General features: G+C 36.3%; 29 protein-coding genes and 1 riboswitch. Of the genes, 6 read left to right on the top strand and 23 right to left on the bottom strand.

Going from position 1 to position 25,427, the window contains the following annotated elements; translation table 11 throughout:
• Positions 1-21: 21 nt before the first annotated feature.
• The 11 genes from nth to ACLRVU_RS12955 form a co-directional block, all read right to left on the bottom strand.
• The gene (gene nth, locus ACLRVU_RS12905; protein WP_412892161.1) at positions 22-684 is read right to left on the bottom strand and encodes an endonuclease III; all 663 of its coding nucleotides are present in this window, start codon (positions 682-684) and stop codon (positions 22-24) included.
• The gene (locus tag ACLRVU_RS12910) at positions 677-1,279 is read right to left on the bottom strand and encodes a DnaD domain-containing protein (RefSeq protein WP_412892162.1); all 603 of its coding nucleotides are present in this window, start codon (positions 1,277-1,279) and stop codon (positions 677-679) included. Before ACLRVU_RS12910 ends, nth begins: the two co-directional genes overlap by 8 nt.
• Before the next feature lie 5 nt (positions 1,280-1,284).
• Positions 1,285-1,752, bottom strand: coding sequence for a hypothetical protein (locus tag ACLRVU_RS12915; RefSeq protein ID WP_412892163.1), 468 nt, complete (start codon positions 1,750-1,752; stop codon positions 1,285-1,287).
• Positions 1,753-1,821: 69 nt separating this feature from the next.
• Entirely contained in the window at positions 1,822-2,508 is a 687-nt protein-coding gene (locus ACLRVU_RS12920) for a zinc metallopeptidase (protein WP_412892164.1), read from the bottom strand.
• A gap of 80 nt (positions 2,509-2,588) precedes the next feature.
• A complete protein-coding gene (locus tag ACLRVU_RS12925; RefSeq protein ID WP_041138522.1) occupies positions 2,589-2,864 on the bottom strand; it encodes an HU family DNA-binding protein in 276 nt (91 codons plus the stop codon).
• Positions 2,865-2,953: 89 nt separating this feature from the next.
• Positions 2,954-4,426: a stage IV sporulation protein A gene (gene spoIVA / locus ACLRVU_RS12930; protein ID WP_412097118.1), complete on the bottom strand. Its 1,473-nt coding sequence runs from the start codon at positions 4,424-4,426 to the stop codon at positions 2,954-2,956.
• A 102-nt stretch (positions 4,427-4,528) separates the two neighbouring features.
• The gene (locus ACLRVU_RS12935) at positions 4,529-4,771 is read right to left on the bottom strand and encodes a stage VI sporulation protein F (RefSeq protein ID WP_412097117.1); all 243 of its coding nucleotides are present in this window, start codon (positions 4,769-4,771) and stop codon (positions 4,529-4,531) included.
• A 44-nt stretch (positions 4,772-4,815) separates the two neighbouring features.
• Positions 4,816-5,817: an NAD(P)H-dependent glycerol-3-phosphate dehydrogenase gene (locus ACLRVU_RS12940; protein ID WP_412892165.1), complete on the bottom strand. Its 1,002-nt coding sequence runs from the start codon at positions 5,815-5,817 to the stop codon at positions 4,816-4,818.
• Between the two features lies 1 nt (position 5,818).
• Positions 5,819-7,126 (bottom strand): ribosome biogenesis GTPase Der, encoded by a 1,308-nt coding sequence (der, locus tag ACLRVU_RS12945; RefSeq protein WP_147553255.1) that lies wholly within the window; start codon positions 7,124-7,126, stop codon positions 5,819-5,821.
• Positions 7,111-7,794 (bottom strand): (d)CMP kinase, encoded by a 684-nt coding sequence (gene cmk, locus ACLRVU_RS12950; RefSeq protein WP_412892166.1) that lies wholly within the window; start codon positions 7,792-7,794, stop codon positions 7,111-7,113. Before cmk ends, der begins: the two co-directional genes overlap by 16 nt.
• Positions 7,795-7,837: 43 nt before the next feature.
• A complete protein-coding gene (locus tag ACLRVU_RS12955; RefSeq protein WP_412892167.1) occupies positions 7,838-8,602 on the bottom strand; it encodes a hypothetical protein in 765 nt (254 codons plus the stop codon).
• Between the two features lie 122 nt (positions 8,603-8,724).
• On the opposite strand from ACLRVU_RS12955, the gene ACLRVU_RS12960 reads away from it, so the two are divergent.
• Positions 8,725-8,922: a ferredoxin gene (locus tag ACLRVU_RS12960; protein ID WP_147553261.1), complete on the top strand. Its 198-nt coding sequence runs from the start codon at positions 8,725-8,727 to the stop codon at positions 8,920-8,922.
• 134 nt (positions 8,923-9,056) lie between these two features.
• Here ACLRVU_RS12960 and ACLRVU_RS12965 read toward each other — a convergent pair whose 3' ends face one another.
• Together ACLRVU_RS12965 and ACLRVU_RS12970 are read right to left on the bottom strand one after the other, a co-directional pair.
• Positions 9,057-10,430: an MATE family efflux transporter gene (locus tag ACLRVU_RS12965; protein WP_412892168.1), complete on the bottom strand. Its 1,374-nt coding sequence runs from the start codon at positions 10,428-10,430 to the stop codon at positions 9,057-9,059.
• A 127-nt stretch (positions 10,431-10,557) separates the two neighbouring features.
• Entirely contained in the window at positions 10,558-11,091 is a 534-nt protein-coding gene (locus ACLRVU_RS12970; RefSeq protein ID WP_412892169.1) for a hypothetical protein, read from the bottom strand.
• 140 nt (positions 11,092-11,231) lie between these two features.
• Here ACLRVU_RS12970 and ACLRVU_RS12975 point away from each other — a divergent pair, with 140 nt between their 5' ends.
• The 4 genes from ACLRVU_RS12975 to ACLRVU_RS12990 are packed head-to-tail and all read left to right on the top strand — an operon-like array spanning position 11,232 to position 14,090.
• On the top strand, positions 11,232-12,251 hold the full coding sequence (locus ACLRVU_RS12975) for a D-alanyl-D-alanine carboxypeptidase family protein (protein ID WP_147553272.1): 1,020 nt from the start codon (positions 11,232-11,234) through the stop codon (positions 12,249-12,251).
• A complete protein-coding gene (locus ACLRVU_RS12980) occupies positions 12,244-12,801 on the top strand; it encodes a hypothetical protein (RefSeq protein WP_147553274.1) in 558 nt (185 codons plus the stop codon). Before ACLRVU_RS12975 ends, ACLRVU_RS12980 begins: the two co-directional genes overlap by 8 nt.
• Entirely contained in the window at positions 12,794-13,288 is a 495-nt protein-coding gene (locus ACLRVU_RS12985; RefSeq protein WP_147553277.1) for a hypothetical protein, read from the top strand. The genes ACLRVU_RS12980 and ACLRVU_RS12985 overlap by 8 nt, the downstream gene beginning before the upstream one ends.
• 40 nt (positions 13,289-13,328) lie before the next feature.
• Positions 13,329-14,090, top strand: a complete 762-nt coding sequence (locus ACLRVU_RS12990) for a pseudouridine synthase (RefSeq protein WP_147553280.1) — start codon at positions 13,329-13,331, stop codon at positions 14,088-14,090.
• Between the two features lie 11 nt (positions 14,091-14,101).
• On the opposite strand, the gene ACLRVU_RS12995 is transcribed toward ACLRVU_RS12990, so the two are convergent.
• A complete protein-coding gene (locus ACLRVU_RS12995; RefSeq protein WP_412892170.1) occupies positions 14,102-15,223 on the bottom strand; it encodes a hypothetical protein in 1,122 nt (373 codons plus the stop codon).
• Positions 15,224-15,227: 4 nt separating this feature from the next.
• A complete protein-coding gene (locus ACLRVU_RS13000) occupies positions 15,228-16,355 on the bottom strand; it encodes a hypothetical protein (RefSeq protein ID WP_412892171.1) in 1,128 nt (375 codons plus the stop codon).
• A 120-nt stretch (positions 16,356-16,475) separates the two neighbouring features.
• Positions 16,476-16,594: riboswitch (FMN riboswitch) on the top strand.
• A gap of 78 nt (positions 16,595-16,672) precedes the next feature.
• Here ACLRVU_RS13000 and ACLRVU_RS13005 point away from each other — a divergent pair.
• On the top strand, positions 16,673-17,317 hold the full coding sequence (locus ACLRVU_RS13005) for an ECF transporter S component (RefSeq protein ID WP_412892172.1): 645 nt from the start codon (positions 16,673-16,675) through the stop codon (positions 17,315-17,317).
• A 33-nt stretch (positions 17,318-17,350) separates the two neighbouring features.
• On the opposite strand, the gene ACLRVU_RS13010 is transcribed toward ACLRVU_RS13005, so the two are convergent.
• The 8 genes from ACLRVU_RS13010 to pyk form a co-directional block, all read right to left on the bottom strand.
• Positions 17,351-18,151 carry an HAD-IIB family hydrolase gene (locus ACLRVU_RS13010; RefSeq protein WP_412892198.1) on the bottom strand — a complete coding sequence of 267 codons (801 nt, stop codon included), beginning with the start codon at positions 18,149-18,151 and terminating at the stop codon, positions 17,351-17,353.
• Positions 18,152-18,166: 15 nt separating this feature from the next.
• Positions 18,167-18,577, bottom strand: a complete 411-nt coding sequence (locus tag ACLRVU_RS13015; RefSeq protein ID WP_412892173.1) for an RrF2 family transcriptional regulator — start codon at positions 18,575-18,577, stop codon at positions 18,167-18,169.
• Positions 18,574-18,987, bottom strand: a complete 414-nt coding sequence (locus ACLRVU_RS13020; RefSeq protein WP_412892174.1) for an RrF2 family transcriptional regulator — start codon at positions 18,985-18,987, stop codon at positions 18,574-18,576. The genes ACLRVU_RS13015 and ACLRVU_RS13020 overlap by 4 nt, the downstream gene beginning before the upstream one ends.
• Before the next feature lie 83 nt (positions 18,988-19,070).
• A complete protein-coding gene (locus tag ACLRVU_RS13025) occupies positions 19,071-20,108 on the bottom strand; it encodes a S66 peptidase family protein (protein WP_412892175.1) in 1,038 nt (345 codons plus the stop codon).
• On the bottom strand, positions 20,105-20,965 hold the full coding sequence (locus tag ACLRVU_RS13030; RefSeq protein ID WP_412892176.1) for an MBL fold metallo-hydrolase: 861 nt from the start codon (positions 20,963-20,965) through the stop codon (positions 20,105-20,107). The genes ACLRVU_RS13025 and ACLRVU_RS13030 overlap by 4 nt, the downstream gene beginning before the upstream one ends.
• A 72-nt stretch (positions 20,966-21,037) precedes the next feature.
• On the bottom strand, positions 21,038-22,048 hold the full coding sequence (locus tag ACLRVU_RS13035) for a P1 family peptidase (protein ID WP_412892177.1): 1,011 nt from the start codon (positions 22,046-22,048) through the stop codon (positions 21,038-21,040).
• 52 nt (positions 22,049-22,100) lie between these two features.
• Positions 22,101-23,765 carry a Na/Pi cotransporter family protein gene (locus tag ACLRVU_RS13040; RefSeq protein WP_412892178.1) on the bottom strand — a complete coding sequence of 555 codons (1,665 nt, stop codon included), beginning with the start codon at positions 23,763-23,765 and terminating at the stop codon, positions 22,101-22,103.
• Between the two features lie 231 nt (positions 23,766-23,996).
• Positions 23,997-25,424, bottom strand: coding sequence for a pyruvate kinase (gene pyk / locus ACLRVU_RS13045; protein WP_412892179.1), 1,428 nt, complete (start codon positions 25,422-25,424; stop codon positions 23,997-23,999).
• Between the last annotated feature and the right edge of the window lie 3 nt (positions 25,425-25,427).

Below are 25,427 nucleotides of genomic sequence, written 5' to 3' on the forward strand. Positions count from 1 at the left end.
TTTATCCTATAAAAAAACGTTTTATTTTTCATTCATATGTTTCATTTTTATATCTTTGCGCTTAGGTTCCTTACAGATATCATATAAAGGACATTCATAACAGGTTGGATTGGTCGCTTTACAAAAATAACGACCAAAGAAAATAAATTGATGATGTCCCTTGATCCAGCGATCTTTCGGGATAGCTTTCATCAGCTTCTTTTCTACGGTTAATACTGAATCATCCCATTTTGCAAAACCTAAACGCTTCGAAATCCTTTCCACATGCGTATCGACCGCAAATGCCGGCTGACCAAAAGCGACTGACACCACAACATTGGCAGTCTTTTTGCCTACACCCGGCAGTGTTGTTAGTTCCTCGATTGTATGGGGAACTTCTCCATTGAACTGCTCTAATAACTGAATGGACATATTATGTAATGATTTTGCTTTATTGCGATATAATCCGATTGTTTTAATATCTTTTTCAATCTGTGCTAATGGCGCTTGGGCAAAATCTTCTGGTCCTTTATATTTCTCGAATAAATTTTTTGTCAGTTTATTCACACTCTGATCGGTTGTCTGAGCAGACAGCATGACAGCCACCAATAATTCAAACTCATTATGATGAACCAATTCGCAATAGGCATCCGGAAACATTTCATCGAGTGTATTCAATATTAAATCTAATTTATGTTTAATCATCTTCTTCCCACCACCTATACTCTACTAATTCTTCTTCGTTGCCGCTTGGCTCAATCGGTTCAGCCCCAGATCGGCGAACCCCGTTTTGTGACCAATTGATCAAAATCTTTTCAATGTACCGAAATGAATGTACATTGCTTAAAGCTGCTTCCTTCAATGCATCCAAAATAAATTGATCACTGTAGCCGCTTTGCTTCCAACTCTTAATTGTCTCTAATTCCATCGGAGTTAAGGCTTTAGCAAATTCATTTTCAAATGCTTCTACCAGATTAATGCCATCCATTTTCTCCACTTGTTCAACAGGAGCATCAAACACCAGCCGTTTATAAAAAGCATCCAAGGAGATCGATGTACCAATCAGATTAATCATCCTTTTATTTACCAGTCCCACCAGTACACTATCAATCACTTTATCATCTAAATGCACATAGTTCGTTAACATCTCATAATTAATTCCTTTTTGACCGGAAGCTTGTAATGTCATAATTAAAAGCAAAATCAAAATTTCATTGTCATTTAATCCCAATGCTTTATATTTAAGAATTGCCAGTCCTTTTAAATCAATTAAATTATGTTCCTTCAAAAATACATCCATCTTTATTACTTCCCTAATTCATAAAATTTTATTTCACTGCCATCTTGTGCATTTAAGTAGATATACTGAGTAACATTACCCAAGTTCTGGCGACATAAATAACTAAGCATTTTATTTTCATATCCTAATTCTAAGGTGCTGAAATCTGTAACATTATAATCTGCAGCTAGGCGTTCTTTTATTAAATCTAATTGAATAGTCTCTAACGGTTCTTTTTTTACCATCAAGTAATCACTGTTAAACACATAGACATTTTCTTCATCCTGCCCGATATAATAGATATCCTGACTATTATATTGAACAAATTCTGTAAATGATTCGATTTTATTCATTGCCAGTGCTTCTTTTTTTGCGCTCAAAACTTTGTTTTCAGCTCTGTTATAGGGTTCATGAAAAAAATAAATGAACCCGCTGATAAAAATTAAAATCACGGATAACGTGATGAGTAACACATAAAATTTTCCTTTTTTCATAATCCCTCCGCCTTTTATTATACACCAATATATTTTAGGCGCAAAGAAAAATCCTTTAGATATAAAGGATTAATCTCTTCTTGAACTTCCTAATACCATTAAAAGCAAACGCAGGATGGATAATAATGAAGCGGCTACCGCTGCTACATACGTCATCGCTGCCGCAGACAGCATCTGACTTGCACCACCTACTTCACTTGTCGGAATCATCCCGGTATCTAAAATTTCCAATGCTCTGCTTGATGCATTAAATTCAACCGGTAAGGTTAATAGCTGAAATAACAAAATAGCACTAATCAAGCCAATTCCCAATAAGGCAATATTTAATTCACCCATAGCAAAACCAATAAATAAAACGATATACCCTGCCCACTGTGACACATTAAATAAAGGTACCAAAGCATTACGATAAACCAATGAACGATATCCCACTTTATGCTGAATAGCATGTCCGCATTCGTGGGCCGCAACAGCAATCGAAGCAATACTATGCCCATTATACACATCACGAGACAAATTCACAGTTTTATTTTTAGGGTTATAGTGATCACTCAATTTTCCATTAACAGCATTAATTTCGACATCCTGTAATCCATTCTGATCCAAGATGCGTCGAGCCGTTTCATAGCCGGTCAGTCCGCTGCTTGAAGGGATTTTACTATATTTACCATAAGCGCTTTGAACTTTCATTTGCGCTCCCATTGTTAAAATAACCCCAATAAATAATAGAAAGTAACCAAACATATAATAATTCATACCTCTCACCTCGAATCTATTATACACTACTATTATGAACAATATATTGCAAATAATAAAAAAGATGCATCAGATGCATCTTAGCTGTTCATTGAATCTTTCAAACGATTACTAGGTTTAAATGTTAAAGTCTTTGAAGCTGGAATTGTCATGATTTCTTTTGTTTTTGGACTGACACCTTTTCTTTCTTTGCGATGATTTACTTTAAAAGTACCAAATCCAGAAATCAATACTTTATTCCCCTCTAGTAAACTATCTGTAATTGTATCAAACACTGTATCTACTAAGTCTTCTGCTTCTTTTTTCGTTAATTCTTTTTTAACAGATACAGCTTCCACAAGTTCTTTCTTATTCATTTCAAAACCTCCATACGTGAATATTGAACGTGTTTATAATACCATTTTTCATGCTTTAGTTCAATAAAATTCGTCAAAAAACGCATCAACTAAAGGACTATCGCAATGACGTTAGTTTTTCCTTTATTCACGATTTTTGAAAGAATATCATGAATACGTTGACAGGTTGCTTCCGGGATCGTTCCCAACTTCATTTTCATGCTTTCACTGATTACATCCCCAAGTTTTCGTCCAAAGACTTCACAGTCATAAATGGCTTGCGGGTTGGTGCTGTGTTCTTTCATCAAGTAATCAATAAACATTTCTGCCTGTTGTTTTGATCCGATAATCGGTTCAAAGGCATTCTCTACCTCTACCTTAACCATATGAATAGTGCTGGCTTTTGAGATCATTTTAATACCATAACGTGGTCCCTGTTTAACGACTATCGGCTCAGAAAGTTCAATATCTAACAAATCCGGTAATGCGAAACCATAACCAGTATGCTGTACCATGCTTAAAGCACTGGAAATATGATCATACTCATTTTTCGCCATTACCAGCTGCTGCAGCAATTTAATAAATTCGGCTTTATCAATCATATCAGAACCAAGAATTTCCTTAAGAATATCATTATATAACCCGCTCTTAATGCGAATATCCACACAAGCGCTTCCGGTTGATGTATTAATATCGACGATCTTTGATTCTTCAATCGAATTGAAAGAAGAAAGCTTACTAATTACATTTTTAACATCTTTTAATTTATGAATCTCACTTAATGATTCTACTAAACTATTGTCAATATCCTGTTTCAACCAATGGCTTTTATCCAATACGGCTACCCATTTAGGCACATTGATCTTTACTTCCGTTACCGGGAATTCATATAATGATTGTTTTAAAATATTTTGAATATCGTCCCCTGTCATATCGGCAATGCTCATTGGCAGGATAGGGACATCATATTTTTCTTTTAAATGACTCACGCAGCTTTCGCAATTAAAGCTATGTGGATCCGTAGTATTCACAATAATGATAAACGGTTTTCCAATCGCTGTTAATTCCTCAATGACCTGTTCCTCACTCTCAACATAACAATCACGATCAATGTCGGTAATGCTTCCATCTGTAGTGACTACTATTCCAATCGTAGAATGATCTTGAATTACTTTTTGTGTTCCGATCTTTGCCGCTTCATCAAACGGAATAGCTTCCATAAACCATGGTGTTTTAATCAAACGAATTCCATTTTCATCACGATATCCTTTTGCCTGATCAATGACATATCCAACGCAGTCTACCAATCGGACATTAACAAAAAAATCTTCATCCGCTTTAATCTTTGCCGCTACATTAGGAACAAATTTTGGTTCCACGGTCATAATCATTTTTCCCTGTCCTGACTGCGGCAGTTCATCAATGGCACGGCGACGTTCATCTTCGTCATTGATAAAAGGAATGACCACCAGTTCCATAAAACGTTTTATAAAGGTCGATTTCCCAGTCCTTACCGGACCGACTACACCTAAATAAATATCTCCTTTTGTTCTTTTACCAATATCCATTATCATCTGGTCCATTTTTAATTCCTCCATTTCACAAAAATATATGAAATTGAATAGAATTTAGAACCAATCTATGCCAATAAATAGATAAAAACCAGTCTCTTATAAGGAGACTGGCTAATTATTCATAAAATCTTTTGGAATTTTATCATTTTTTACCATACTGATGATTTGATCTTCTTTCGATTTTGAAACATCACGTCCAGATAATCGTGATACCTGCTGAATCAATTCACGAAGATTGCTTTCGGAAGAAAGATCTTTTGTTTGAAAAGAATTTGCTAAATTTAAAATATCATCTTTATTTACATTTGTTTTACTTGCCACTTTATTTAAAAACTGATCCTGATTATTTTTCATATTAGAATACCCCCACTCTAATCTATGTAGGGGCACCATTTTTGTTACAACTCTTGTTTCAAATCTCTTAACATTAATGAACGAATGACATCTTTAGGATTCGCACCATCATAGAGTACCGCATAAGCCGCATCAATAATCGGCATTTGAATCTGCGGATAATGAATGAGATCATCATGAACAACTTTACAGGTTCGGATCCCCTCCACTGTTTTTGTATTATGCTCCATGAACCCTTTTACATCCTGTGTCTTTCCAATTTCATAGCCGGCCTGAAAGTTGCGGGAATGAATAGAAGAACAGGTCACTACAAGATCACCGATTCCGGTTAACCCCAAATAAGTTTCGAATTTACCGCCCTTTGCCATTCCATAACGCACCATTTCTGCCAATCCGCGCGTAATCAGCGCTGCACGGGTATTATCCCCATAGCCTAATCCTGCCGCACAACCGGAAGCCACAGCAATAACATTTTTCAAAGCAACTGCATATTCCGCTCCTATTTCATCATCTAAGCGATACACACGGAAATATTCGTTAGAAAATAAATGTTGCACTTCTGCGGCAATCTCTAAATCCAATGAAACAGAGCAAATAACCGTTAACATACGAAGAATGACTTCTTCGGCATGACTGGGACCAATCAATGATACTACTTCATGACGCTGATCTTCTCCCAACACACTGCGAATAGTTTCACTCATTCGCATATTATTTGTATTGTCAAATCCTTTTGAAGCATTAACGATGATGACTTTATGATCTAATACCGCTTTTACTTCTTCTAAAACAGAACGAACAAATTGTGTCGGTATTGTAATTAAAACATACTGAGCATCCTGTAAACAGACCTTTAAATCTTTCGTTGCCCTAATTTTTTCATCTAAATCTACGGCAAAATATTTATCATTTCGATGATGAAGATTGATATCATCAATTTCATGCTGGTCGATCCCATATAGTAAAACCTCATGTTCATTGTCCACTAAAACTTGAGCCAAAGCAGTTGCCCAGCTTCCGGTTCCTAATATTGCGATCTTGCTCATTTTAATCCCTCTTTCTTGCAATGATATGGATTGGTGTTCCTTCAAAGCCAAAACTATCTCGAATTCTGTTTTCTAAATAACGCTTATAACTAAAATGCAGATATTCTGGATCATTGACAAATAAGATGAATGTCGGCGGACAGATGCTGACCTGATTTCCGTAATAGATTTTTAAACGACCACCGTTAAATGATGTTGTTGGATTCATTGCCTGAGCATCAATCAGCACATCATTGAAGACACTTGTCTGCACACGCTTACGATTATTTTCATACACCATTTGAATCAAAGAGAAGATATTTTGTACACGCTGATGCGTTTTAGCGGATAGGAAAATAATCGGTGCATAGTCCAGATATTTGAATTCTTCACGCAGTTTCTTTTCCATCTTCTGCATTGTTTTCTCATCTTTTGTAACAAGGTCCCATTTATTCACAACTAATACAACCCCTTTACCGGCTTCATGAGCGTATCCGGCAACATGGCGATCCTGTTCAATGACACCTGTATCTCCATCAATCAACACTAAAATAACATCACTCTTTTCAATCGCACTTAACGCTCTTAGAATAGAATATTTTTCAATGTTTTCATAGATTTTCCCTTTTTTACGCATTCCGGCTGTATCGACAACACGATATTTCTGACCGTCTTTTTCAAAAAGAGTGTCCACCGCATCACGAGTTGTTCCGGCAATATCTGAAACAATAACACGTTCTTCACCTAAAATGGCATTTGTTAAGCTTGATTTCCCGACATTCGGACGTCCGATTAATGAAAAACGAATTTCTCCTTCTACATGATCATCTACTTCTTCTGGCAATAATTCAATAATCTTATCTAATAAATCACCGATTCCGATCCCATGGCTACTGCTGATAGCGATTGGATCCCCAACCCCTAAAGCATAAAATTCATAGATATTATTCATAAATGCCTGATCATCAATCTTGTTAATGGCTAGAATGACTGGTTTCTTTGATCGCTGCAGCATTCTTGCTACATATTGGTCATCCGCATTCATACCTTCACGTCCATTTGCGACAAACACAATCACATCGGCTTCTTCAATCGCAATTTCAGCCTGCATTTTGATCTGTTCACCAAAATCTTGTCCGGCAACTTCAATTCCGCCTGTATCGATCAAACGGAATGAACGTGTCAGCCATGTTCCATTTGCATAAATTCGATCGCGGGTTACTCCCGGTGTATCTTCAACGATCGAAATACGTTCTCCAACAATACGGTTAAATAAAGTTGATTTACCAACATTGGGACTTCCTACAATCGCTACTACTGCTCTTGACATGTACTTTCCTCCAATCGTTCATTGACTAATTTTATTATCTTATCCACCACTTCATCAATTGTCATTTCTGAAGTATCGATTTCCACAGCATCTTTAGCTTTTACTAAAGGAGAAATCGCACGGTGTGAATCATTATAATCACGCTGTTCGATATCTGCTTTAATCTGCTCTAAATCGCTTTGAATCCCTCTTTCAAGGTTTTCTTTATAACGGCGCATCGCTCTTGTCTCCACACTGGCAATTTGGTAAATTTTAAGCTGAGCATCAGGTAAAACGACACTGCCGATATCACGACCATCCAAAATTGCTCCGCCGTTTTCTGCCATCTTTCTTTGCAATGCCACTAAATGATGACGCACAGCTGAGTAAGCCGCTACTTTTGAAGCCCCTTTGGATACTTCATCACTGCGAATTTTATCTGTAACCACCTGCTCATTCAAAAGAACTGTATTATCCGGCATCAACTCAATTACAACATCATTTAAACAATGTTCGATTGATGCTTCATCATTCAAATCAATTCCTTTTTGAACCATGTAGTAAGCGACACAGCGATACATCGCTCCAGTATCAATATAAGTATACCCCAATATTTTAGCCAATTGCTTCGCAATTGTACTTTTTCCCGCTGCTGATGGACCATCGATCGCTATGGATATCTTTTTCATTCTTTATTACCTCCTACAAATGAAAACTAAGGTCAGCCCTTAGTTAAAATAAAAACAATTTAATAATATACCCTAATAAGGCTACCAGACAGATACTTAATACCACGATCATCCCTGTCAGCACTTTCATGGTGACACTTGATCCTTCTTCTTCGCCCTCTAGTTCCTCTTCATCTTCTATTTCATCGCTCTCATCTTCTTCAAACACCTTATGACGTTTAAATAAAGAACGTTTTTCTACTTTTTCCTCTTCTTCTTCAAAAGCAGGTTCAACTTCTTTTGTATCTTCCTCTTCTTCGTCTTCATCCTCAAAGAAAATTTTAAAATGTTTCACTGGCTCTACAGGAGTAGGTTCAGCCACAACAGGTTCTTCTGCTTTTTCTTCTACTGTCTCCTTCACCGGTTCTAACAGCACTTCTTCTGCAGGTTCATCCTCTTCAACCAAAGGAACTACGATCGGTGTCTTATCCACCTTTTTGATCGCACCGGATTGAATATGATTTAAAATATCTAAACGAGTATTATATTGTTGCCCTTTACCTGAAGTCATTCTGACTCTGCCGATTGCTTCTTCAATTTCTTTACTTTCTAACTCGGATTTTACTCCATCCAATTCATTTTCCTGATCACCTTCGTAATCTTTCACTTCCTGAATGAATTGTTTCATACGATATTCTCTCAATGTTGGAATTTTAGTATCATCTATTTCATCGCTGGGTTCTTGAATGTCCTGTTTTGGCAAGGTTGCATCCTCTTTCAAAGACTCTCTTAAACTACGATATTTATTCACTCTTGAACTTTTTTCCATGTCCTTCACCACCGTTTCCATTATAGCATACTTTAATTATTAAATGATAATATTATAAAAAAAACTTTAATTTTCATAGGAACTGGTTTATAATGGTTTATATATAAAGGAGGTTTATTATAATGGCAAAAACTAAAGTAAACGAAACTTGTATCGGTTGCGGTGCATGTACAGCAGTATGTCCTGAAGTATTCGATTTAAACGGAGACGGATTGGCAGAAAACATTTTAGGAAATGACACTGAAATCCCTGCTGATTTAGAAGGTTCAGTGAAAGAAGCTGCTGAAGCTTGCCCTGTATCTGCTATCGAAGTAGAATAATGGATATTCAAAACCATTGAGCAATCAATGGTTTTTTTATATAATAATTTAGCCTATTAAAAAGCTGTGATAGAGAGAACCTGATCTTTATCACAGCTTTTTATGTTAGAAAAAAACCATGTCATTGACATGGTCTACTCTGTAACTTCGTTCTCTTTTTCAATATGTTTTTTAAGCCAGCTTCCTTGAACATAATAGATGATGAACAATATCGAAGTTGCTGCCCAAGTTACCGGATAACTGACGGTGACCATTGTGAAACTTGGGAATATCGGTACAATTACAAGAATCCAAGCTACACGTAAAACACAAATACCTAAGCAGGTTAAAATCATTGGCTTCAATGATTCGCCGGTTCCTCTGATTGCACCGGATAATATCTCAACACAGACATAAGTAAAATAGAATGGCGTTAAAAAGCGAATGATTTCACTGCTTTTATTGATAACTGCAGCATCGTTGGTAAATAACTGACTGAATGTTCCGCCAAAAAAGAAGAGGATCACACTTAAAGCGATGGATACTCCCATTGCCATTTTCAAACAGACAACGACACTCTTTTTAACACGGTCAAATTTCTTTGCCCCAAAGTTCTGTCCCACAAATGTAGTGATCGATACCCCAAAGGCCCCCATCGCCATCCAAAACAGCGAATCAATTTTTCCATAAGTGGTCCAAGCTGCCATCGTATCCGTCCCAAAAGCATTAATATTAGACTGAATGATAATATTTGAGATTGAATACATCATCGACTGCACTCCTGCCGGAAGTCCAATTCGAACAATCTTATGCAAAACTTCTTTGTGAAAGCCAATTTTACGCCAATATACTTTATAAGCCTGACTCGTTCTCATCAAGACAGCTAAAGTTAACAGGGCACTGACAATCTGTGAAATAACAGTTGCCACTCCAACCCCGACAACCTCCATCTTAAATACAATGACAAACAATGCATCGAGTATAATATTGACGATACAACTGATAATCAGGAAATATAACGGACGTTTTGAGTCGCCAATCGCACGTAGGATTCCTGATCCCATATTATAAATTAAAGAAGCAATCATCCCAATAAAATAAATACGGGTATATTCGACTGCATAGTGCATGATATCGCTGGGCACTCCCATTGCCTTTAAACAGCTGGGTGCAAATATGATTCCGACCACCATAATGATGGCTCCGCCAACGATCGATAAGGCAATCGAAGTATGCACGGCTTTAGAAACACCCTCGTTATCCTTCGCCCCAAACAACTGCGCAATAATAACCGTTGCCCCCGAAGATAGTCCGACAAAAAATCCTACTAATAAATTGATCAAGTTCCCCGTTGATCCAACAGCGGCTAAGGCCTCTTTTCCCACATATTGACCAACAATAATCGCATCGATTGTGTTATATAATTGCTGAAAAAAAGTTCCCACTAATATAGGAAAGAAAAAGAAAAGCAATTGTTTCCAAATAATCCCCTCCGTAATCCCATTTAAGCCTGGTTGTTTTTGTTTCATAAATTTCCCCCTCCCCTTACAGTGTCTATATCTTAGCACTTTTTATATCTAGTGACAATTTAATTTTACATCATTTTTAAATCTCGAAAAAAAGACATATCTTCATGATATGCTTTTGATTATTTAACTAAGCTACTGCTAATTTTACTATGTATTCCTTATCTGAAGGAAGCTTTTTAATAGCGAATAAATCCACTGTTTCTGCAGCATATCCTTTATATTCTAAAAACTGCATGGTATAAAGTGAAGCACTTTCCTTTTGTGAAACATGATAGCATTCCACAAACACATTATCCCATTTTGCTCCAATCTCTATTCTTTCGTACTCACCATCAATTCCTATCGACAGATAAGCTAGTCCATTATTATATTCCATACTCACTTCACATACAGTTTCATCACTCAAATCTGTCTTTAACACAGTCTTTTTCATAATCACTGTCTGATCATTCGCATTTTCAACAATTAAACTCAGTTCTTCAAATTCTGCGTTCTGTGCATAAAACATTACTTTAGCATAAAGTTCATCTTTTTTTATTATATAGTCTTCATCTTTCATTGTCCCTTTAACAAGAAATTCGAGTTTATCAATACCATTTACTCCACAGCCAATACAGGCTATCATCAATAATACCGACATACATAGTTTTAATAATTTCATCTTTTCCCACCCTATGACTTTAGTATTCATTCTGTTTTCATTATATAATAAAAAGAAAATAAAAGATAGCTCATCATAAAGACACCAGATGTCAGTGGTATGAAATAAATGATTAAATCATATAGTGTAAGGGTGATAAAATGAAAAGACTTTTAAGTTTCTGCCTTATTTTTTGTTTTTGCATAACCCCTGTCAACGCCACAGAGTATTATGCAAAGAATTATATTGTGATGAATGCCGATACCTTGCAGGTTTTAGAAGGTAAAGAGATCCATCAGACACAAAGTGTGGCAAGTATTTCGAAGATCATGACTGCAATCGTAGCCATAGAAAACTGTGAACTCTCCCAAGAGATCGTCTTAAATGAATCCATTTCCAAAGCATACGGTAGTGCCGTCTATATACATATTGGCGATACTATCACCATGCAGGATTTATTGTATGCTTTATTGCTTCGTTCGGGAAATGATGCTGCCTTAGCCATTGCCGATCATGTTGGTCAAGGCGTAGATCAGTTTGTAGAAATGATGAATCAAAAAGCAAGAGAAATTGGAATGGACAATACGCATTTCAATAATCCCAGTGGTTTAGATGAGGAGGATGACGGAAATATATCCAGTGTCTATGATATGGCACTATTAATGTCCTACTGCATCAATAATCCCATTTTCGCTAAAATCGTAGGTACCCAGACATATCGTCGATTGGACCGCAATGGCAGCTGGACTAACAAAAACAAACTGCTGGCTAATTATGAATACTGTCTTGGAGGAAAGACCGGCTACACTAAAAAAGCGAAGCGTACATTGGTCAATGCCGCTAGAAAAGACGGCATCACACTCGTTTGTGTAACCTTTAACTGCGGAGATGACTTTGGACTGCAGGAAAATCTCTTTGAAACCTATTTTAACTGTTATGATGAAATCCTTCTTTTTAACAAAGGAACCCATATTATTGATCATTATAAGTTTACCTTAGATGAACAATTGACATTTCCGGCTAAAAAAGATGAGGAAGTGAAAGTTTCTTATACCGTTCAGCAAGATAAAATTGATCTGTATGCCAATTCAAAATTAGTCGGTTCCTATTCTTATGAATACCTACGCTCACCATTGCTCGATAAGATTTATGAAGTATTCAAGCGTTTGATCTATGAATAAGATTTGGTCAGTCTGCATTGTCATCTGTATCGGTTATGGTTTGTTAACGCATCAAGAAAACACCTTGTTTGCCTTACTTTTCGAAGTACCAAACGATGCCCTCAACATGGCGCTTAAACTCACTTTAAATGCTTGCTTTTTTAATGGTATATTGAATATGGCTAATGGATGCGGCTTATTAGAGAAAGTATCTCATTTAATTCAGCCTATTTTAAAACATTTATTTAAAGGGGTTAATCAAGAAACAATGGGATATATCAGTGTACATCTATTAAGTAATCTTTTTGGATTGGGAAGTGTTGCAACTATCAGCGGATTAAAAGCGATGCGCCTGCTTAAAGAAGCGACTCCGGATCGCCTGTCTAAAGCGATGATGACTCTCTTTATCCTTAATACTACCGGATTATCTTTCTTTCCTTCAACCGTAGTTGCCTTAAGACAAACTTACGATACTACCCATAGTGCCGATTTTATTCCTTATACTATTATGATCAGTCTGCTTGCCTTATCCATCGGCTTACTGATTATTAACTATAAATACCGTGAATAAAATCATTCTTATTTTTATTGCTTTTATAGTTATCTATGGGACCTATAAAAAAGCAAACTGCTTTGATTTATTTGTTGAAGGAGCTAAAGAAGGATTTACGCTTTTTATTCCACTCTTTACCGCTCTGCTGGCATTGATGTTTTTTATTAATATGATGATTAAAACCGGACTTGTACAAACGATCTGTCAAATCCCACTCTTTAAAAATGTATCGAGCGAATTATTATCTATGATGTTTTTAAGACCTTTTTCTTCCAGTGGTTCTTTATTGTTGTTGGATCAGATCTATCAGCAGTATGGATTAAACCATTTCTTTAGTATGGTAGCCACCTTTATTCAGTCTTCTACAGACACTACCCTTTATGTCGCCAGCTTATATCTAGGCTCATTAGGAATCAAAAATGACAGCAAAGCAGTAGGCCTAGGACTGTTTTTAGATGCGCTTGCAATCCTCTTCGCTTTTATCATGACAATTATTTTCTTTTAATCTTAACCGTTTTCCTGTATAATGCATTTGGGTGATAAAAATGGAAAGATTACAAAAAGTCATTGCCAAAAGCGGATATTCTTCTAGAAGAAAAGCAGAAGAACTTATCGCAAAAGGAAAAGTGACAGTTAATGGTGAAACCGTCACAGAAATGGGTACAAAAGTGAAAAAAGGCGATGTGATCCAAATTGACGGAAAAACCATCGAATTTGAAAATAAAGTTTATTATGTTTTATACAAACCAAAAGGAATGATCTCTTCAGCAAGTGATGAATTAGGACGTCCATGTGTCGTTGACTTATTCAATGAAATTGAAGAACGTGTATATCCTGTTGGTCGTTTGGATTATGATTCTACCGGTTTATTGTTCATGACAAACGATGGTGATTTTGCAAATTTAATCATGCATCCGAGCAGTCATTTAGAAAAAGTATACGATATTACTGTACGTGGCATCGTAACAGGTGAAACGCTTCATCAATTAGAAAAAGGAATCTATTTAGATGGTGCCAAAACACTGCCATGTAAAATAAAGGTGACAGCTAAAAATATGGAGCATAAAAACACACGTATGTTAATTCGCTTGGTCGAAGGTAAGAATCGTCAGGTTCGCCGTATGTTTGAAGCGGTTGGACACGATCTGATTCGTTTACATCGTGCTGCCTGTGGCGGGATCAACCTAAAAGGAATGACTCCCGGAGAATATCGTATTTTAAAGCCTCAGGAAGTCAAAGATTTAAGACGATTAGCGGAAGAGGCCAAAGAAAAAAACAAAAACTTTAGACAAAAGAGAGGAAAATAACCCCTCTCTTTTTATATTTTCATCTTCGCCTTAGCAAAACCGATGATATTTCCACCTTCTATAGGATAGATAATTAATATTTGATGATTACTTTCAAAATAATATTCGATGATTTCTGTTTCTTTTTGATAAACCACTTCACCGCCTTCTACCTCTATTTTTTGATAGTCTATTTTTTCTTTTACCATTACACGATCAAATCCCTCAATCTCAATATCTCTAAAATTCTCAGGGCTATATCTTACAAAACTTTTTAATCGGTTAAAAGCATAATCGCCGCTTGTGCGATAATAGATATAGTGAACTGATTTCCATGCATCTTCAATTTTTTGACTGGCATAATACTCTTCATATTCAGGCACAAAGCCAGTTTGATCTCGCTTGATATCTTCATTCGTTATTTGAATTGGAAAATAATTTTCTTCATAAACCCTGTCAACAGTGGTTGGAGGAAGTATCACTATTCCCCACATCGTAATAGAAGCAAATAAACACCAAAAAACATATTCTTGAATTGGAATAAAAAGGAAGAAGATCGCCGCTATTAGGAATAAAATAACCCGATAGCTGATACCAAAAACAAGAAGAGAAAAAGATAAGAACAAAACGAAAAGCCCAATATAATCCAAAATCGGAATCACCTTGCTTGTTTTTCTAATCTCCGTTTTAGAGGATCTCTTTTTCTTTTTTTCATGTTCATAATAGATATAAAGGATACATGATAGGATTAATAAAATGAGTGTTCCGATCCTGCCTAAAACATAGGCACTGTTTGCCAGTTCAAAACGATAAGATCCCGACGCTAAAATTGGAATGATGATCATAAACAAAAACAGCCACCAGTTCATTGAATAAGATTCTTTATCTAATTTAACACTATCCGCATTGGGCGGTGCTTTAGTTTCATAGATGACATACTCGACAGAGGTTCTCAGCTGTTTCCCGTCAATATCTCCCTTTAATTTCATCGGTCTAGGTAAGACAACATAATAACAGTTCTTTGGCTGTTCATTTTTAAAGATTAAAAATAGTCGTGAAACATAACGAATATGATGCCCTAATTTAGCTTCATCACTTAAATAGCGTGATAAGCCTACCGTATCAAAACGGCGAAAACGATTTAATACAATCATATTGTCACCCTCCTATATTCAGTTTCATTTTAGCGAAACGAATGACTTGTTCAGTTGTGTTCGGTGAATGATTCGTTAAAATTAAGATGTGATCGCCGGATTGAAAATAATAAAGCTGAACTTCTCCTTCTACTGTTTTGATATAAGCCCGCTCAAAGGCATCATCGCTAAGCGATTCATATGTATCTAGTTGGATAGGATTTCTCTGATGAATAAAGAGATACTCCTCTAGCTTATTCAAGGTCCAAGAAGAAGTCACATGATAATAGTCGTACATGATGGTTACGTTGTGACTTGTAGTATAATCCCATGCCACTAAATTCTCATATTTTGATACAAATAAGGTTCGATCACAATTATACATAGATACACTTGAAGTGGATGGTAAATATTCCTTCAATAAAAAGCTTTGATCATTCCTTGAATCTGTAGGAATAAATATAAAGATATAAAGCAGCATGATTGTAATAAAGATAGGTAAAGTAACATCGGATAAGATAAAGTGAAATAAGAGATAGAGTACTATTATAAGTAAACTAATATTGCTGAAGCCTAAAGCAATAAAACAACTGATAAAAATCACAATGATCGCAAGAAGCTTACCTATATAATCCCATTTGCTTTTAAAAAGATATTCATGATTTTTCTTTGCCGCTGCTACAGCTTTCTTTTTTCGCCATAGCCAAAAACAATAAAAGATAAAAACACCCACACAAATTGGAAATGTTATTACACTAAATAAACGTCCGCTGTTACCCAAAATAAAATTATTCATTGATCGGTTAATGGTAGAAATGAGCAGCAAGCTAAATATTATATTGGCTAATGGGGTGATGCAAATATATTTTGATAAGCGTGACTGTTTGCACAATTCGATAGAAAATTCTTCATCTTTATTATAGGGATAGATTTTATATTCATAAGAAGAAGATACAGCTTCTCTTTTCACTTTCTCGATTGGCCGATCGTCCGATAATAACACGGTAAAATAGATATCTTTTGGCTCTCCCTTTTTAAATACCAAAAAATCAGAGGTAACATATGTAATATGATTTTCGTCTAATGCCTGCTGATGCAAATACTCCGATAATCCATCTTTATCAAATAAATAGACCGGATTTAATTTAATCATCGCTCTCCCCTCCTTTTTGTAACCCCTTTCTTTATTTTATCATATCATAATTCATATTATAAAAATAGTAGGCAAAGGGATTGACAAGAAAAAGAAATTGACATACACTATATATGAAAAGAACGTCTTCAGGGCAGGGTGAAATTCCCGACCGGCGGTAAAGTCCGCGAGCTGTTTAACAGCATGAATTGGTGCAATTCCAATACCGATAGTACAGTCTAGATGGAAGAGAGACATTTTTTTGTATTATAAAATGCCCTTTTATCGTGAAGATTAGTATTTTCACGATATTTTTTATATATAAGGGAGGAATATTTGTGAAAAGTACTAAAACAAGAAAAATGGTGATGATTGCGATCTTATCCGCATTAGGAATGATCCTCAATTTAATTGAGATTCCCTATCCGTTTGCTCCGTGGCTGAACTTTGATCTTTCAGAGATTGTGGTACTGTCAGCCGTTTCAACAATGGGAGTGATTCCAGCCGTCTTTGTTTGTATCTGTAAATTTTTAGCGTCTGTTTTATTTAAAGGTCCTGTGGGACCAATAGCGATCGGGCAGATCACCTCGTTGATTGCCAGCTTGAGTATTTGCATGATGTATTACCTATTAAAAAAGGTATTGCATTTTAAAAAGCCATGGGTGAACTATGCAGTGAATATGTTTCTAACCATGCTGACATTTGCTTTTATTATGTATATCATTAATTACTTATTTGTTACACCTACGTATCTGATGAATAAGCCTATCTGGTATACACAACTGCCTTTTAATGTCGATATCATGGCATTTAATAAGCAATATGGTTCCAACATTTCAATACCGTCATTACTTAACTTTTTATCTCCATATGCACAGGCGATCTTTATTATTTATTTTCCATTCAATTTTTTAAAAGGTATCATCTGTGCGGTTGTCTATAGTTTTGTAAGACCGATAGAAAAGAATTACACATTAGAATAAAAACAATCCCCGTTCAATAAAACGGGGATATTTTTAAATATTAAAGTATTTTTTAAACGCTTTTGCAATACCATCCTCATCGACAGTGTCCGTAATATCATCAGCAACAGCTTTGATTTCATCTAATCCATTACCCATTGCAATACCGTGACCGACAAGCTGAAGCATCTCTTTATCATTAATCCCATCACCAAAAGCATAAGTATTTTCTCTAGGAATGCCTAATTTTTCATACATATATTGACAAGCAGGTCCTTTAGTAAACCCCTTTTTATAAACATCCATGCGAATTAGTCCCGTATAATAAGGAACCATTGTGAAATCTTCTTTCAACTCATTATAGCAGGCTTCCAACTGTTCAGTCGTTTCAAACAATACACAGCAAGATATCGCTTCTACATCCTCCGCTGTGAATTTTTCAATCTGATCCATTGGTCGTGCACGTGTTCCGGAAAACATTTCCCGATGATCAATCACCATCGGATTGTCTAAATATTCACACCAAGTCTGAACATGTCCACAAAATGTACTTTTTCCGCCATGTTTTTTATAAGCCGCCATTTGCTTAGCGATATCTTCCTTCGAAAAAATATCATCCAGCCATACCTCTTTATCAAAAAGAATATAGTGTCCATCATTGAAGATATAGCCGTCAAAATCAATGTCCTGCACACTTCCGGGTGCACTTCCTCGTGCGGTCGCAACCACAATATAGTTTCCCTGCCTTTTAAACTCATTTAAAACTCGCATCGTTTCACTGCTGGGATGCATCATTCCATTAGGAACATTCACCATTGTCCCGTCAATATCAAAAAAAGCAATTTTCTTATCCAGCTATTTTCTCCCTCATTAAAACAAGCTGATATTTTCAATATCCTCTTCAGCAATCTGAGCTAAAGTGATTGATTTTAAATAAGTATAAAGCTCTTTATCCAAACGCTCATATACACATTGATTTATGATGTCATTTAGCACATCATGTTTTTTATTGCCGCCAACATGAATTTCGTGATCCAGCATCTCCATAATATCAACAATGCTGATTTCATTTGGATCCACTATCAAGCGATAACCACCTTTTGCACCTTTAACACTCTCAATAATGCCGGCTTTTTTTAATTCCGCAAAAATATTTTCTAAATAATTTTGTGAAAGTTCTTGTTCGCTGGCAATAACACTGATCGAAAGCAGCTCTCCTTTTTCCTGTGCCAAAGCAATCAGCGAACGCAATCCATATCGTACTTTTGTTGATAATCTCATAACTGTCTCCTATATTCATCCGCTAAAGACTGAATCGTTACATCTTCTAACACCAATTTCATATGATCATACATTTTTTCCCATACTGGCTTGCTTTTACAAATAGCTTCTCGCTTGCATTGAACCGACTGAATACATTTTACCGGTTCCAAGCTTCCTGTCAAACATTCTAAGACTTCTAGTACGGTCAAATCTTTAGGTGCTATCAAAAAATGATATCCGCCATATTTTCCTCGGCTGCTTTGAATGATCCCGCCCTTTTTAAGTAAGGAGAATATCTGTTCCAAATACTTTTCTGAAATATTTCTTTGTGTTGCGATTGTATTAATTGAAAATTGTGTATTTTCAGGACAGCTTGCCATATACACAAGTGCTTCTAATCCATATTGCCCTTTTGTTCCTATTTCCATAAAAAGTCTCCTTTAGATATATTCTAAAGGAAACCCTTTACAATTACAAGATTCGCCCTCCTATTTTACAAAATTGAAAATAATTACTGAATAGTCGCTTCTTCTAACAAGGTAATTGTTTTCTTTATTGGATCAAGCTCACATGTTACACCATAAGGCAAGATACCAATTGGCATGGCATGTCCAATATTTATATTATAGAAGATAACTAAATCTTCAAGCTGTTTTTCTTGAAGCACAACTTGCATGATGACTTCTTTATATTCTTCATAATAGGTTTCACTCTGTGGCTTTCCGACCACTATTCCCTTAATAACCCGCAGTATTCCCTGAGCTGCCAGATTACGCAAGGTATACGTTACAAATTCCGGAGATGGCTTTTCCTCACTGGTTTCAAAGAATAAAATAGCGTCCTTCCATTGTGATAAGTCAGGCCAGATGGGAGTCCCAACAACCATCATAAAAACATCAAGGCAGCCTCCTAACAGATGCCCCGTGACTGTCTGCCTTCCCTGCAGAATTTCATAACCATGCTGATCTAGAATCAGCTTTTTTAGTGTATGCTGATTTTCTTCTTTACATTCAACAGAATCTTTGCTCCAAAGAGGACTTGAAGGAATGGCATATCCCGTGATATCCTGAAATAAAATTTTTCGCACAGCTTCTAATGTATAGTCAAACATCTTGGTATATTCTCCAAATTCACACATGATAGAAGGACCATAAAAAGAAATCAATCCGACTTTATACATCATAAAATGATTTATCGTACTATCTGAATATCCCATAAATATTTTAGGGTGATCTTTGATAACTTGAAAATCAATATAGGGAAGCAAGCGAATGGTATCATCCCCGCCAATAGCACAAAAGATAGCCGAAATATCATCATCTAAAAAAGCCATCATTAAATCCTCTGCTCGTTTTTTGGGATGTTTCATAATATATTCTGTACCTTTTAGGGCATGAGGCATTGGAATCAGTTCAAGATCCAACTCATCTTTTATTCTTTTTTTAGCGATATTATATTTATGAATAAATTCTTTATCTCCAATACCACCCCATGACAGACTGACCATCGCTACTTTATCTTTGGGTTTTAATCGTTTTGGTTTAATCATGATTTTTTCTCTTGTAATCGATCTTCGCTAATGACAATAGCTGGGCATTCCGGCTGACCGATAAGCGTCTGGTCAGCTCCTTTAAGCGGACAGATACGGGCTTTATATTGAGGAAACAGAGTATTTTCAAAGGGAATTCCCGAAGTATAGTCCAGTTCTTTAGCACAACGAATAAAGCTTTCCAAGATCGTATAATCTAATGGCTCTTGATGATGACTGATACATAATTGATTACAGTTAAATGTCTTTGCTTTTTCAAGGGATTTTAAATAAATCGATAAAGAAAGTGCATCCGGCAGAAACAACCAAACAAATGGATTCATCGCATCACCGGCATAAAACCAGTGTTCTTCTTCATAGATTAATCCAATGCTTCCGGCAGTATGTCCCGGCACTTCTTTTACGGTTAAGGTAATACCGCCTAAATCAAACTGATCATCTTCTTTTATCGGTAATATCGGTATTATTGGGGCATGAATATAGTATTCTTCATCAAAGTCACTCGGTAAAGCATCTTTAGTATCTTTCATCCGTTCTATATTGTCTCTTCTAGCACTTTCACTGTTAAAATATTCATAAGATTTCTTGTCTTTTAAATGCATATAAACCGGGCGGTCACTAAACTGAAAATTACCGCAGGCATGATCTAAATGTCCATGGCTGTTGACTACAATCAACGGTTTATCTGTAAGTGCTTCGACAGTGTGACGAAGATTACCAAAACCATAGCCGGTATCCCATAATAATGCCTGATTGCTTCCCACAAATAAATCCATAAATACGCCTTCTGTACTGCCAATATGATAAACGCCTTCTTTTACTTTGCATACATTATAAAATTCTTTGCTCGTTTTCATCATTTTTCCTCCCTATATCTTTACTTTACTACACCTATGTTGTTTCATCTAGTAAAAAAAGAATGAACGATATCATTCTTTTTCTTGATTAGCTAACATTTCTTTTAGACAAAGCGTTGTATTGCCATTTCTTCCTATAACGGTCTCACCATGAACTAAAGATGAAAAGATGGCTTCCTCACATGCATCTATAGCTGCCCGAAAAACTTTATCTATTTTACTTTCATGCAGTGTTTTAACATTCAGAATTTCCTCATTGGCATAATGAGGAATCGTATTAGCAGTCGAAAAAGCGATGGCTATATCTCCGCTGCCATTTCCCATATAAGAGCCTAAACGTCCTAACGCAATCGGCATGCGACGGCAGACACGTTTTAATTGTCGTGCATCTAAAGGAACATCGGTAGCAAGAACCATCATGATTGATCCTTTTTCTATCTCTTCAATATCCTCTGACTTTAAATCATGATAAGTAAAATCCTTTTTTAACCCAAAATTAGTTAATACTAAACTACCGACATGATAGCCTTTATGATCAATTGTAATGATACGCGAAGCTGATCCAATACCGCCTTTTGCCCCAAAGCAAGTCATGCCGCGTCCTGCTCCTACTGCTCCTTCTTCAAAGTGTTCATCAGCATTTTGAAAAGCCTCAAAAACATGCTCCTCTTTTATATGACAGCCGCGAATATCGTTCAGATAGCCATCATTGCATTCACCCACAACAACATTAATGGTTCCGGTGGTTGTCCCAATATCTTCATTATCTTTCAGCATCCATTTTACTACTGCCTGTGCAACTGTCCCAACACTGAGCGTATTCGTTAAAGCAATCGGACTTTCTAATGTCCCCAATTCATCAAGCTGAACCAATCCCATACTCTTGCCAAACCCATTGATAACCTGAAAAGCCCCAACATATTTATTTTGAAAAATATTATCTGTACGTGGCAGAATCACTGTTACACCGGTCTGAATATTATGATCAGACAATGTGATATGCCCTACTTTTACGCCCGGAACATCCGTAATCAAATTTCTTTTGCCACGAATTAACTTTGTTTTATATAATAGTGTTCCCATCTTAATCCTCCTTTTTGATATTATATAATATTGCAAAAGAAAAGGACACAGTTTATTCTGTATCCCCATTCAGTAAGGTTAAATGATCGATAATCTCATTAAAGCTAATCGCAATGTTCAATCCATGATCACCGATTCTTTCAAAATCCGTTAATGTTTCCGTATAGAAAGCACTATGTTCCGGTGTACACTTCTTGTCTTTTAAACGGATCAACTGATTCATTGAAAATTGCTTGTTGGCATCATCAATTTTATTTTCATAAACATCTACTTTTTCAATAATGCCGATCAGTTCTTTACGATCTTTAACATTCAGTTCTTCAAGCAGCTTTGCTGTTAATTCACACATCTGATGAATTTCTTCAATTGCCTCAGAAGAGAAATGTTCATTATTGCTGTACAGCCTCAATGAACGGCTGGAAATATTAACCGCATGGTCACCGATTCTTTCTAAATCTCCCGCTGCCTTCAAGAATAACCCAATCGTTTTACTTTCCTCAACAGGAAATTCAATAGAGATAGCGTTGGTCGTATAGGTAATGATTTCTTTATTTAAATAATCGATATATTCTTCATCTTCTAATAATTTTTTATATGTTTTTTCATCAAATTTCTCAATCAGATCAAAAGAGCGCTTTACATTGGCTGTGACATAGGTCAGCATATTTTCTATCTCTTTAAACAGCTGAGTAATAATAATAGCGCTGGTTCCAATATGGAAATCATTATTAAATACTTTATAATCCAAGAATTTAGTTTCCATCTTATCTTCCATTCCTGCTTTTTCAGGTAAAATCTTATATGTCAGATTAACAAGCTTATACCCAAATGGCAGCAGGAGAACTGTGGTTACAATATTGAAAACCGTATGTACATTGGCAATCTGTGCCGGAACATTGCCTGGTGTGATGGATGCCATAAAGCTGGCAAACGGTGTTAACATACTAATCAACACAAAGATAATCGTTCCGATAATATTAAAGGATAGATGGATCAGTGTCGTGCGCTTAGCGTTGCGGTTGGTTCCGATAGAAGCAATAACCGCTGTAATACAGGTTCCGATGTTTTGTCCAAATAATACGAAAATAGCGTTTGGCAAAGTAATAATGCCACTTAATGCCAATGCCTGAAGAATTCCGACAGATGCACTCGAAGATTGAATCACCGCTGTAAACAATGCCCCTACTGCAATTCCAATCAATGGATTTTGAAAGTTTGAAATCATACTGATAAACTGTTGGGATTCTCTTAATGGTGACATCGCATTGGTCATCAGCTCCATCCCCATAAATAAAATTCCAAGTCCGGCAATGATCTGTCCAAAAGCATCTGCTTTTTTATTTTTCACAAAAGTGACTAGGGCAACCCCGCCAAATGCAATTAATGGTGCAATCGCAGTAATATCCAGTGCAATCAGCTGTCCGGTAATCGTAGTTCCGATATTGGCTCCCATGATCACCCATACCGCATTTTTCAAAGTCATTAGTCCGGCGTTCACAAAACCTACAACCATAACTGTCGTTGCTGATGAAGACTGAATGATCGCCGTAATCAAGGCTCCCACACCGACACCTAAAAAGCGATTAGAAGTCAATTTTTCTAAGATCGATTTCATTTTATTTCCGGCTGCGATCTCTAAACCACTAGACATCATATGCATTCCATAAAGGAACAAGGCAAGTCCGCCTAACAAAGTAAAAATATCCGTTATTTTCATTAATTCCACCTCATAACACAACTTTAACACAAATAAATACCGAAATAAATATACGTAACATAAACTTAACGTATATTTAACAAAACTCTGCCAATACATAAATTGAGGTGTTTTTAATGATTTGGATCTATTTATTTTTAGGAATCAGTATCTTTATTTTATTGTTGTTTATCTTTTGTGCATTAAAATTAAATCATCAGGAAGAAGAAAAAATAAGCCACCATCGGTGACTTATTTTACTTCGATTAAATGTAGGAAATTGGTTGCTCCACTGATGCCCGGTGTTCCTCCGGTCACAATGATTGTTTCTCCGGATTTAACGCCATTTTCTTTCGCAATCACTTCTGCTAAGTTCAGCATGGCTTCACTGCTTTTCATAGATTTACAGCTAGCTGGAATAACCCCCCAGTTTAAGGCAAGCTTCTGCATCGCATCTAAATCCGGTGTCGCTGCAATCAACTGACATTCCGGACGATAGCGTGACATTTTACGTGCTGTGAATCCTGATTTTGTAAAAGCAATGATCGCCTTCACATCAAACTGCATGGCTAATTCCGCTACAGATAAGCAGATCGCTTCTGACTTATCAGCAGGTGCTGTACGCAAAGCACGGCGATGTAAATGACCATAATCTAAATTATCTTCTGTTGTGCGTGCAATTTGTGCCATCATCGCAACTGCTTCCACCGGATATTTCCCAGAAGCAGATTCCCCTGACAGCATGATACAGTCAGTTCCATCATGAATCGCATTAGCGACATCCGATACTTCTGCACGTGTCGGTCTTGGGTTTTGCTGCATGCTTTCTAACATTTGTGTGGCGGTAATAACAATTTTTCCCACCGCATTGCATTTCTTAATTAATTTTTTCTGAACGACCGGAACTAAATCACCTGGAATTTCTACCCCTAAGTCCCCTCGGGCTACCATGATACCATCAACCACTTCAAGGATCTCATCCATATTTTCGACCCCTTCTTGATTTTCAATCTTGGCAATGATCTGAATTTCCGGACAGTCATGTTCCACTAATAGTCTTCTGACATCTAAAACGTCTTGAGCGCGGCGAACAAATGAAGCAGCAATGAAATCCACTTTATTTTCACAGCCGAAGATAATATCTGAGATATCCTTTTCTGATAAGTAATCAAATCCTAATTTAATTCCAGGAACATTGATTCCTCGTTTATTTTTTAAGATTCCATCATTTAAACAAGTACAATAGATATCACGGTCTTTAATGCTGTCGACTAATAAATCCATTTGTCCGTCATTTACTAAGATGTGATCCCCCGCTTTCACATCCATATAAAGGTTTTTATACGTAATAGAGAAACGATCCTTATTCCCTAATACATCTTCATAGCACACAACGACTTGGTCACCTTTAACGATTTCAATCTGTCCGTTTTCAAAATCTCCTGTACGGATTTCTGGACCTTTTGTATCTAATAAAATAGCGACATTGGTTCCTAAGCTGTCATTGATCTTTCTCATCATATGAATCTTTTCCAAATGATCCGGATGAGTCCCATGTGAAAAGTTAAGACGCATACAATTCATTCCGGCTTTTACCATTGCAGTCAATGTATCTTCTGTTGAAGAAGCGGGACCGATTGTACAAATTACTTTTGTTTTCTTTGGTGTTAATTCTGCCATTTC

This window comes from Beduini sp., assembly GCF_047239305.1.
GTDB lineage: Bacteria > Bacillota_I > Bacilli_A > Erysipelotrichales > Coprobacillaceae > Beduini.

Coding starts and splice junctions, on each gene's coding strand:
- nth (WP_412892161.1), bottom strand. CDS start 684: ATGATTAAACATAAATTAGATTTAATATTGAATACACTCGATGAAATG.
- ACLRVU_RS12910 (WP_412892162.1), bottom strand. CDS start 1,279: ATGGATGTATTTTTGAAGGAACATAATTTAATTGATTTAAAAGGACTG.
- ACLRVU_RS12915 (WP_412892163.1), bottom strand. CDS start 1,752: ATGAAAAAAGGAAAATTTTATGTGTTACTCATCACGTTATCCGTGATT.
- ACLRVU_RS12920 (WP_412892164.1), bottom strand. CDS start 2,508: ATGAATTATTATATGTTTGGTTACTTTCTATTATTTATTGGGGTTATT.
- ACLRVU_RS12925 (WP_041138522.1), bottom strand. CDS start 2,864: ATGAATAAGAAAGAACTTGTGGAAGCTGTATCTGTTAAAAAAGAATTA.
- spoIVA (WP_412097118.1), bottom strand. CDS start 4,426: ATGGACCAGATGATAATGGATATTGGTAAAAGAACAAAAGGAGATATT.
- ACLRVU_RS12935 (WP_412097117.1), bottom strand. CDS start 4,771: ATGAAAAATAATCAGGATCAGTTTTTAAATAAAGTGGCAAGTAAAACA.
- ACLRVU_RS12940 (WP_412892165.1), bottom strand. CDS start 5,817: ATGAGCAAGATCGCAATATTAGGAACCGGAAGCTGGGCAACTGCTTTG.
- der (WP_147553255.1), bottom strand. CDS start 7,126: ATGTCAAGAGCAGTAGTAGCGATTGTAGGAAGTCCCAATGTTGGTAAA.
- cmk (WP_412892166.1), bottom strand. CDS start 7,794: ATGAAAAAGATATCCATAGCGATCGATGGTCCATCAGCAGCGGGAAAA.
- ACLRVU_RS12955 (WP_412892167.1), bottom strand. CDS start 8,602: ATGGAAAAAAGTTCAAGAGTGAATAAATATCGTAGTTTAAGAGAGTCT.
- ACLRVU_RS12960 (WP_147553261.1), top strand. CDS start 8,725: ATGGCAAAAACTAAAGTAAACGAAACTTGTATCGGTTGCGGTGCATGT.
- ACLRVU_RS12965 (WP_412892168.1), bottom strand. CDS start 10,430: ATGAAACAAAAACAACCAGGCTTAAATGGGATTACGGAGGGGATTATT.
- ACLRVU_RS12970 (WP_412892169.1), bottom strand. CDS start 11,091: ATGAAATTATTAAAACTATGTATGTCGGTATTATTGATGATAGCCTGT.
- ACLRVU_RS12975 (WP_147553272.1), top strand. CDS start 11,232: ATGAAAAGACTTTTAAGTTTCTGCCTTATTTTTTGTTTTTGCATAACC.
- ACLRVU_RS12980 (WP_147553274.1), top strand. CDS start 12,244: ATGAATAAGATTTGGTCAGTCTGCATTGTCATCTGTATCGGTTATGGT.
- ACLRVU_RS12990 (WP_147553280.1), top strand. CDS start 13,329: ATGGAAAGATTACAAAAAGTCATTGCCAAAAGCGGATATTCTTCTAGA.
- ACLRVU_RS12995 (WP_412892170.1), bottom strand. CDS start 15,223: ATGATTGTATTAAATCGTTTTCGCCGTTTTGATACGGTAGGCTTATCA.
- ACLRVU_RS13000 (WP_412892171.1), bottom strand. CDS start 16,355: ATGATTAAATTAAATCCGGTCTATTTATTTGATAAAGATGGATTATCG.
- ACLRVU_RS13015 (WP_412892173.1), bottom strand. CDS start 18,577: ATGAGATTATCAACAAAAGTACGATATGGATTGCGTTCGCTGATTGCT.
- ACLRVU_RS13020 (WP_412892174.1), bottom strand. CDS start 18,987: ATGGAAATAGGAACAAAAGGGCAATATGGATTAGAAGCACTTGTGTAT.
- ACLRVU_RS13025 (WP_412892175.1), bottom strand. CDS start 20,108: ATGATTAAACCAAAACGATTAAAACCCAAAGATAAAGTAGCGATGGTC.
- ACLRVU_RS13030 (WP_412892176.1), bottom strand. CDS start 20,965: ATGAAAACGAGCAAAGAATTTTATAATGTATGCAAAGTAAAAGAAGGC.
- ACLRVU_RS13035 (WP_412892177.1), bottom strand. CDS start 22,048: ATGGGAACACTATTATATAAAACAAAGTTAATTCGTGGCAAAAGAAAT.
- ACLRVU_RS13040 (WP_412892178.1), bottom strand. CDS start 23,765: ATGAAAATAACGGATATTTTTACTTTGTTAGGCGGACTTGCCTTGTTC.
- pyk (WP_412892179.1), bottom strand. CDS start 25,424: ATGGCAGAATTAACACCAAAGAAAACAAAAGTAATTTGTACAATCGGT.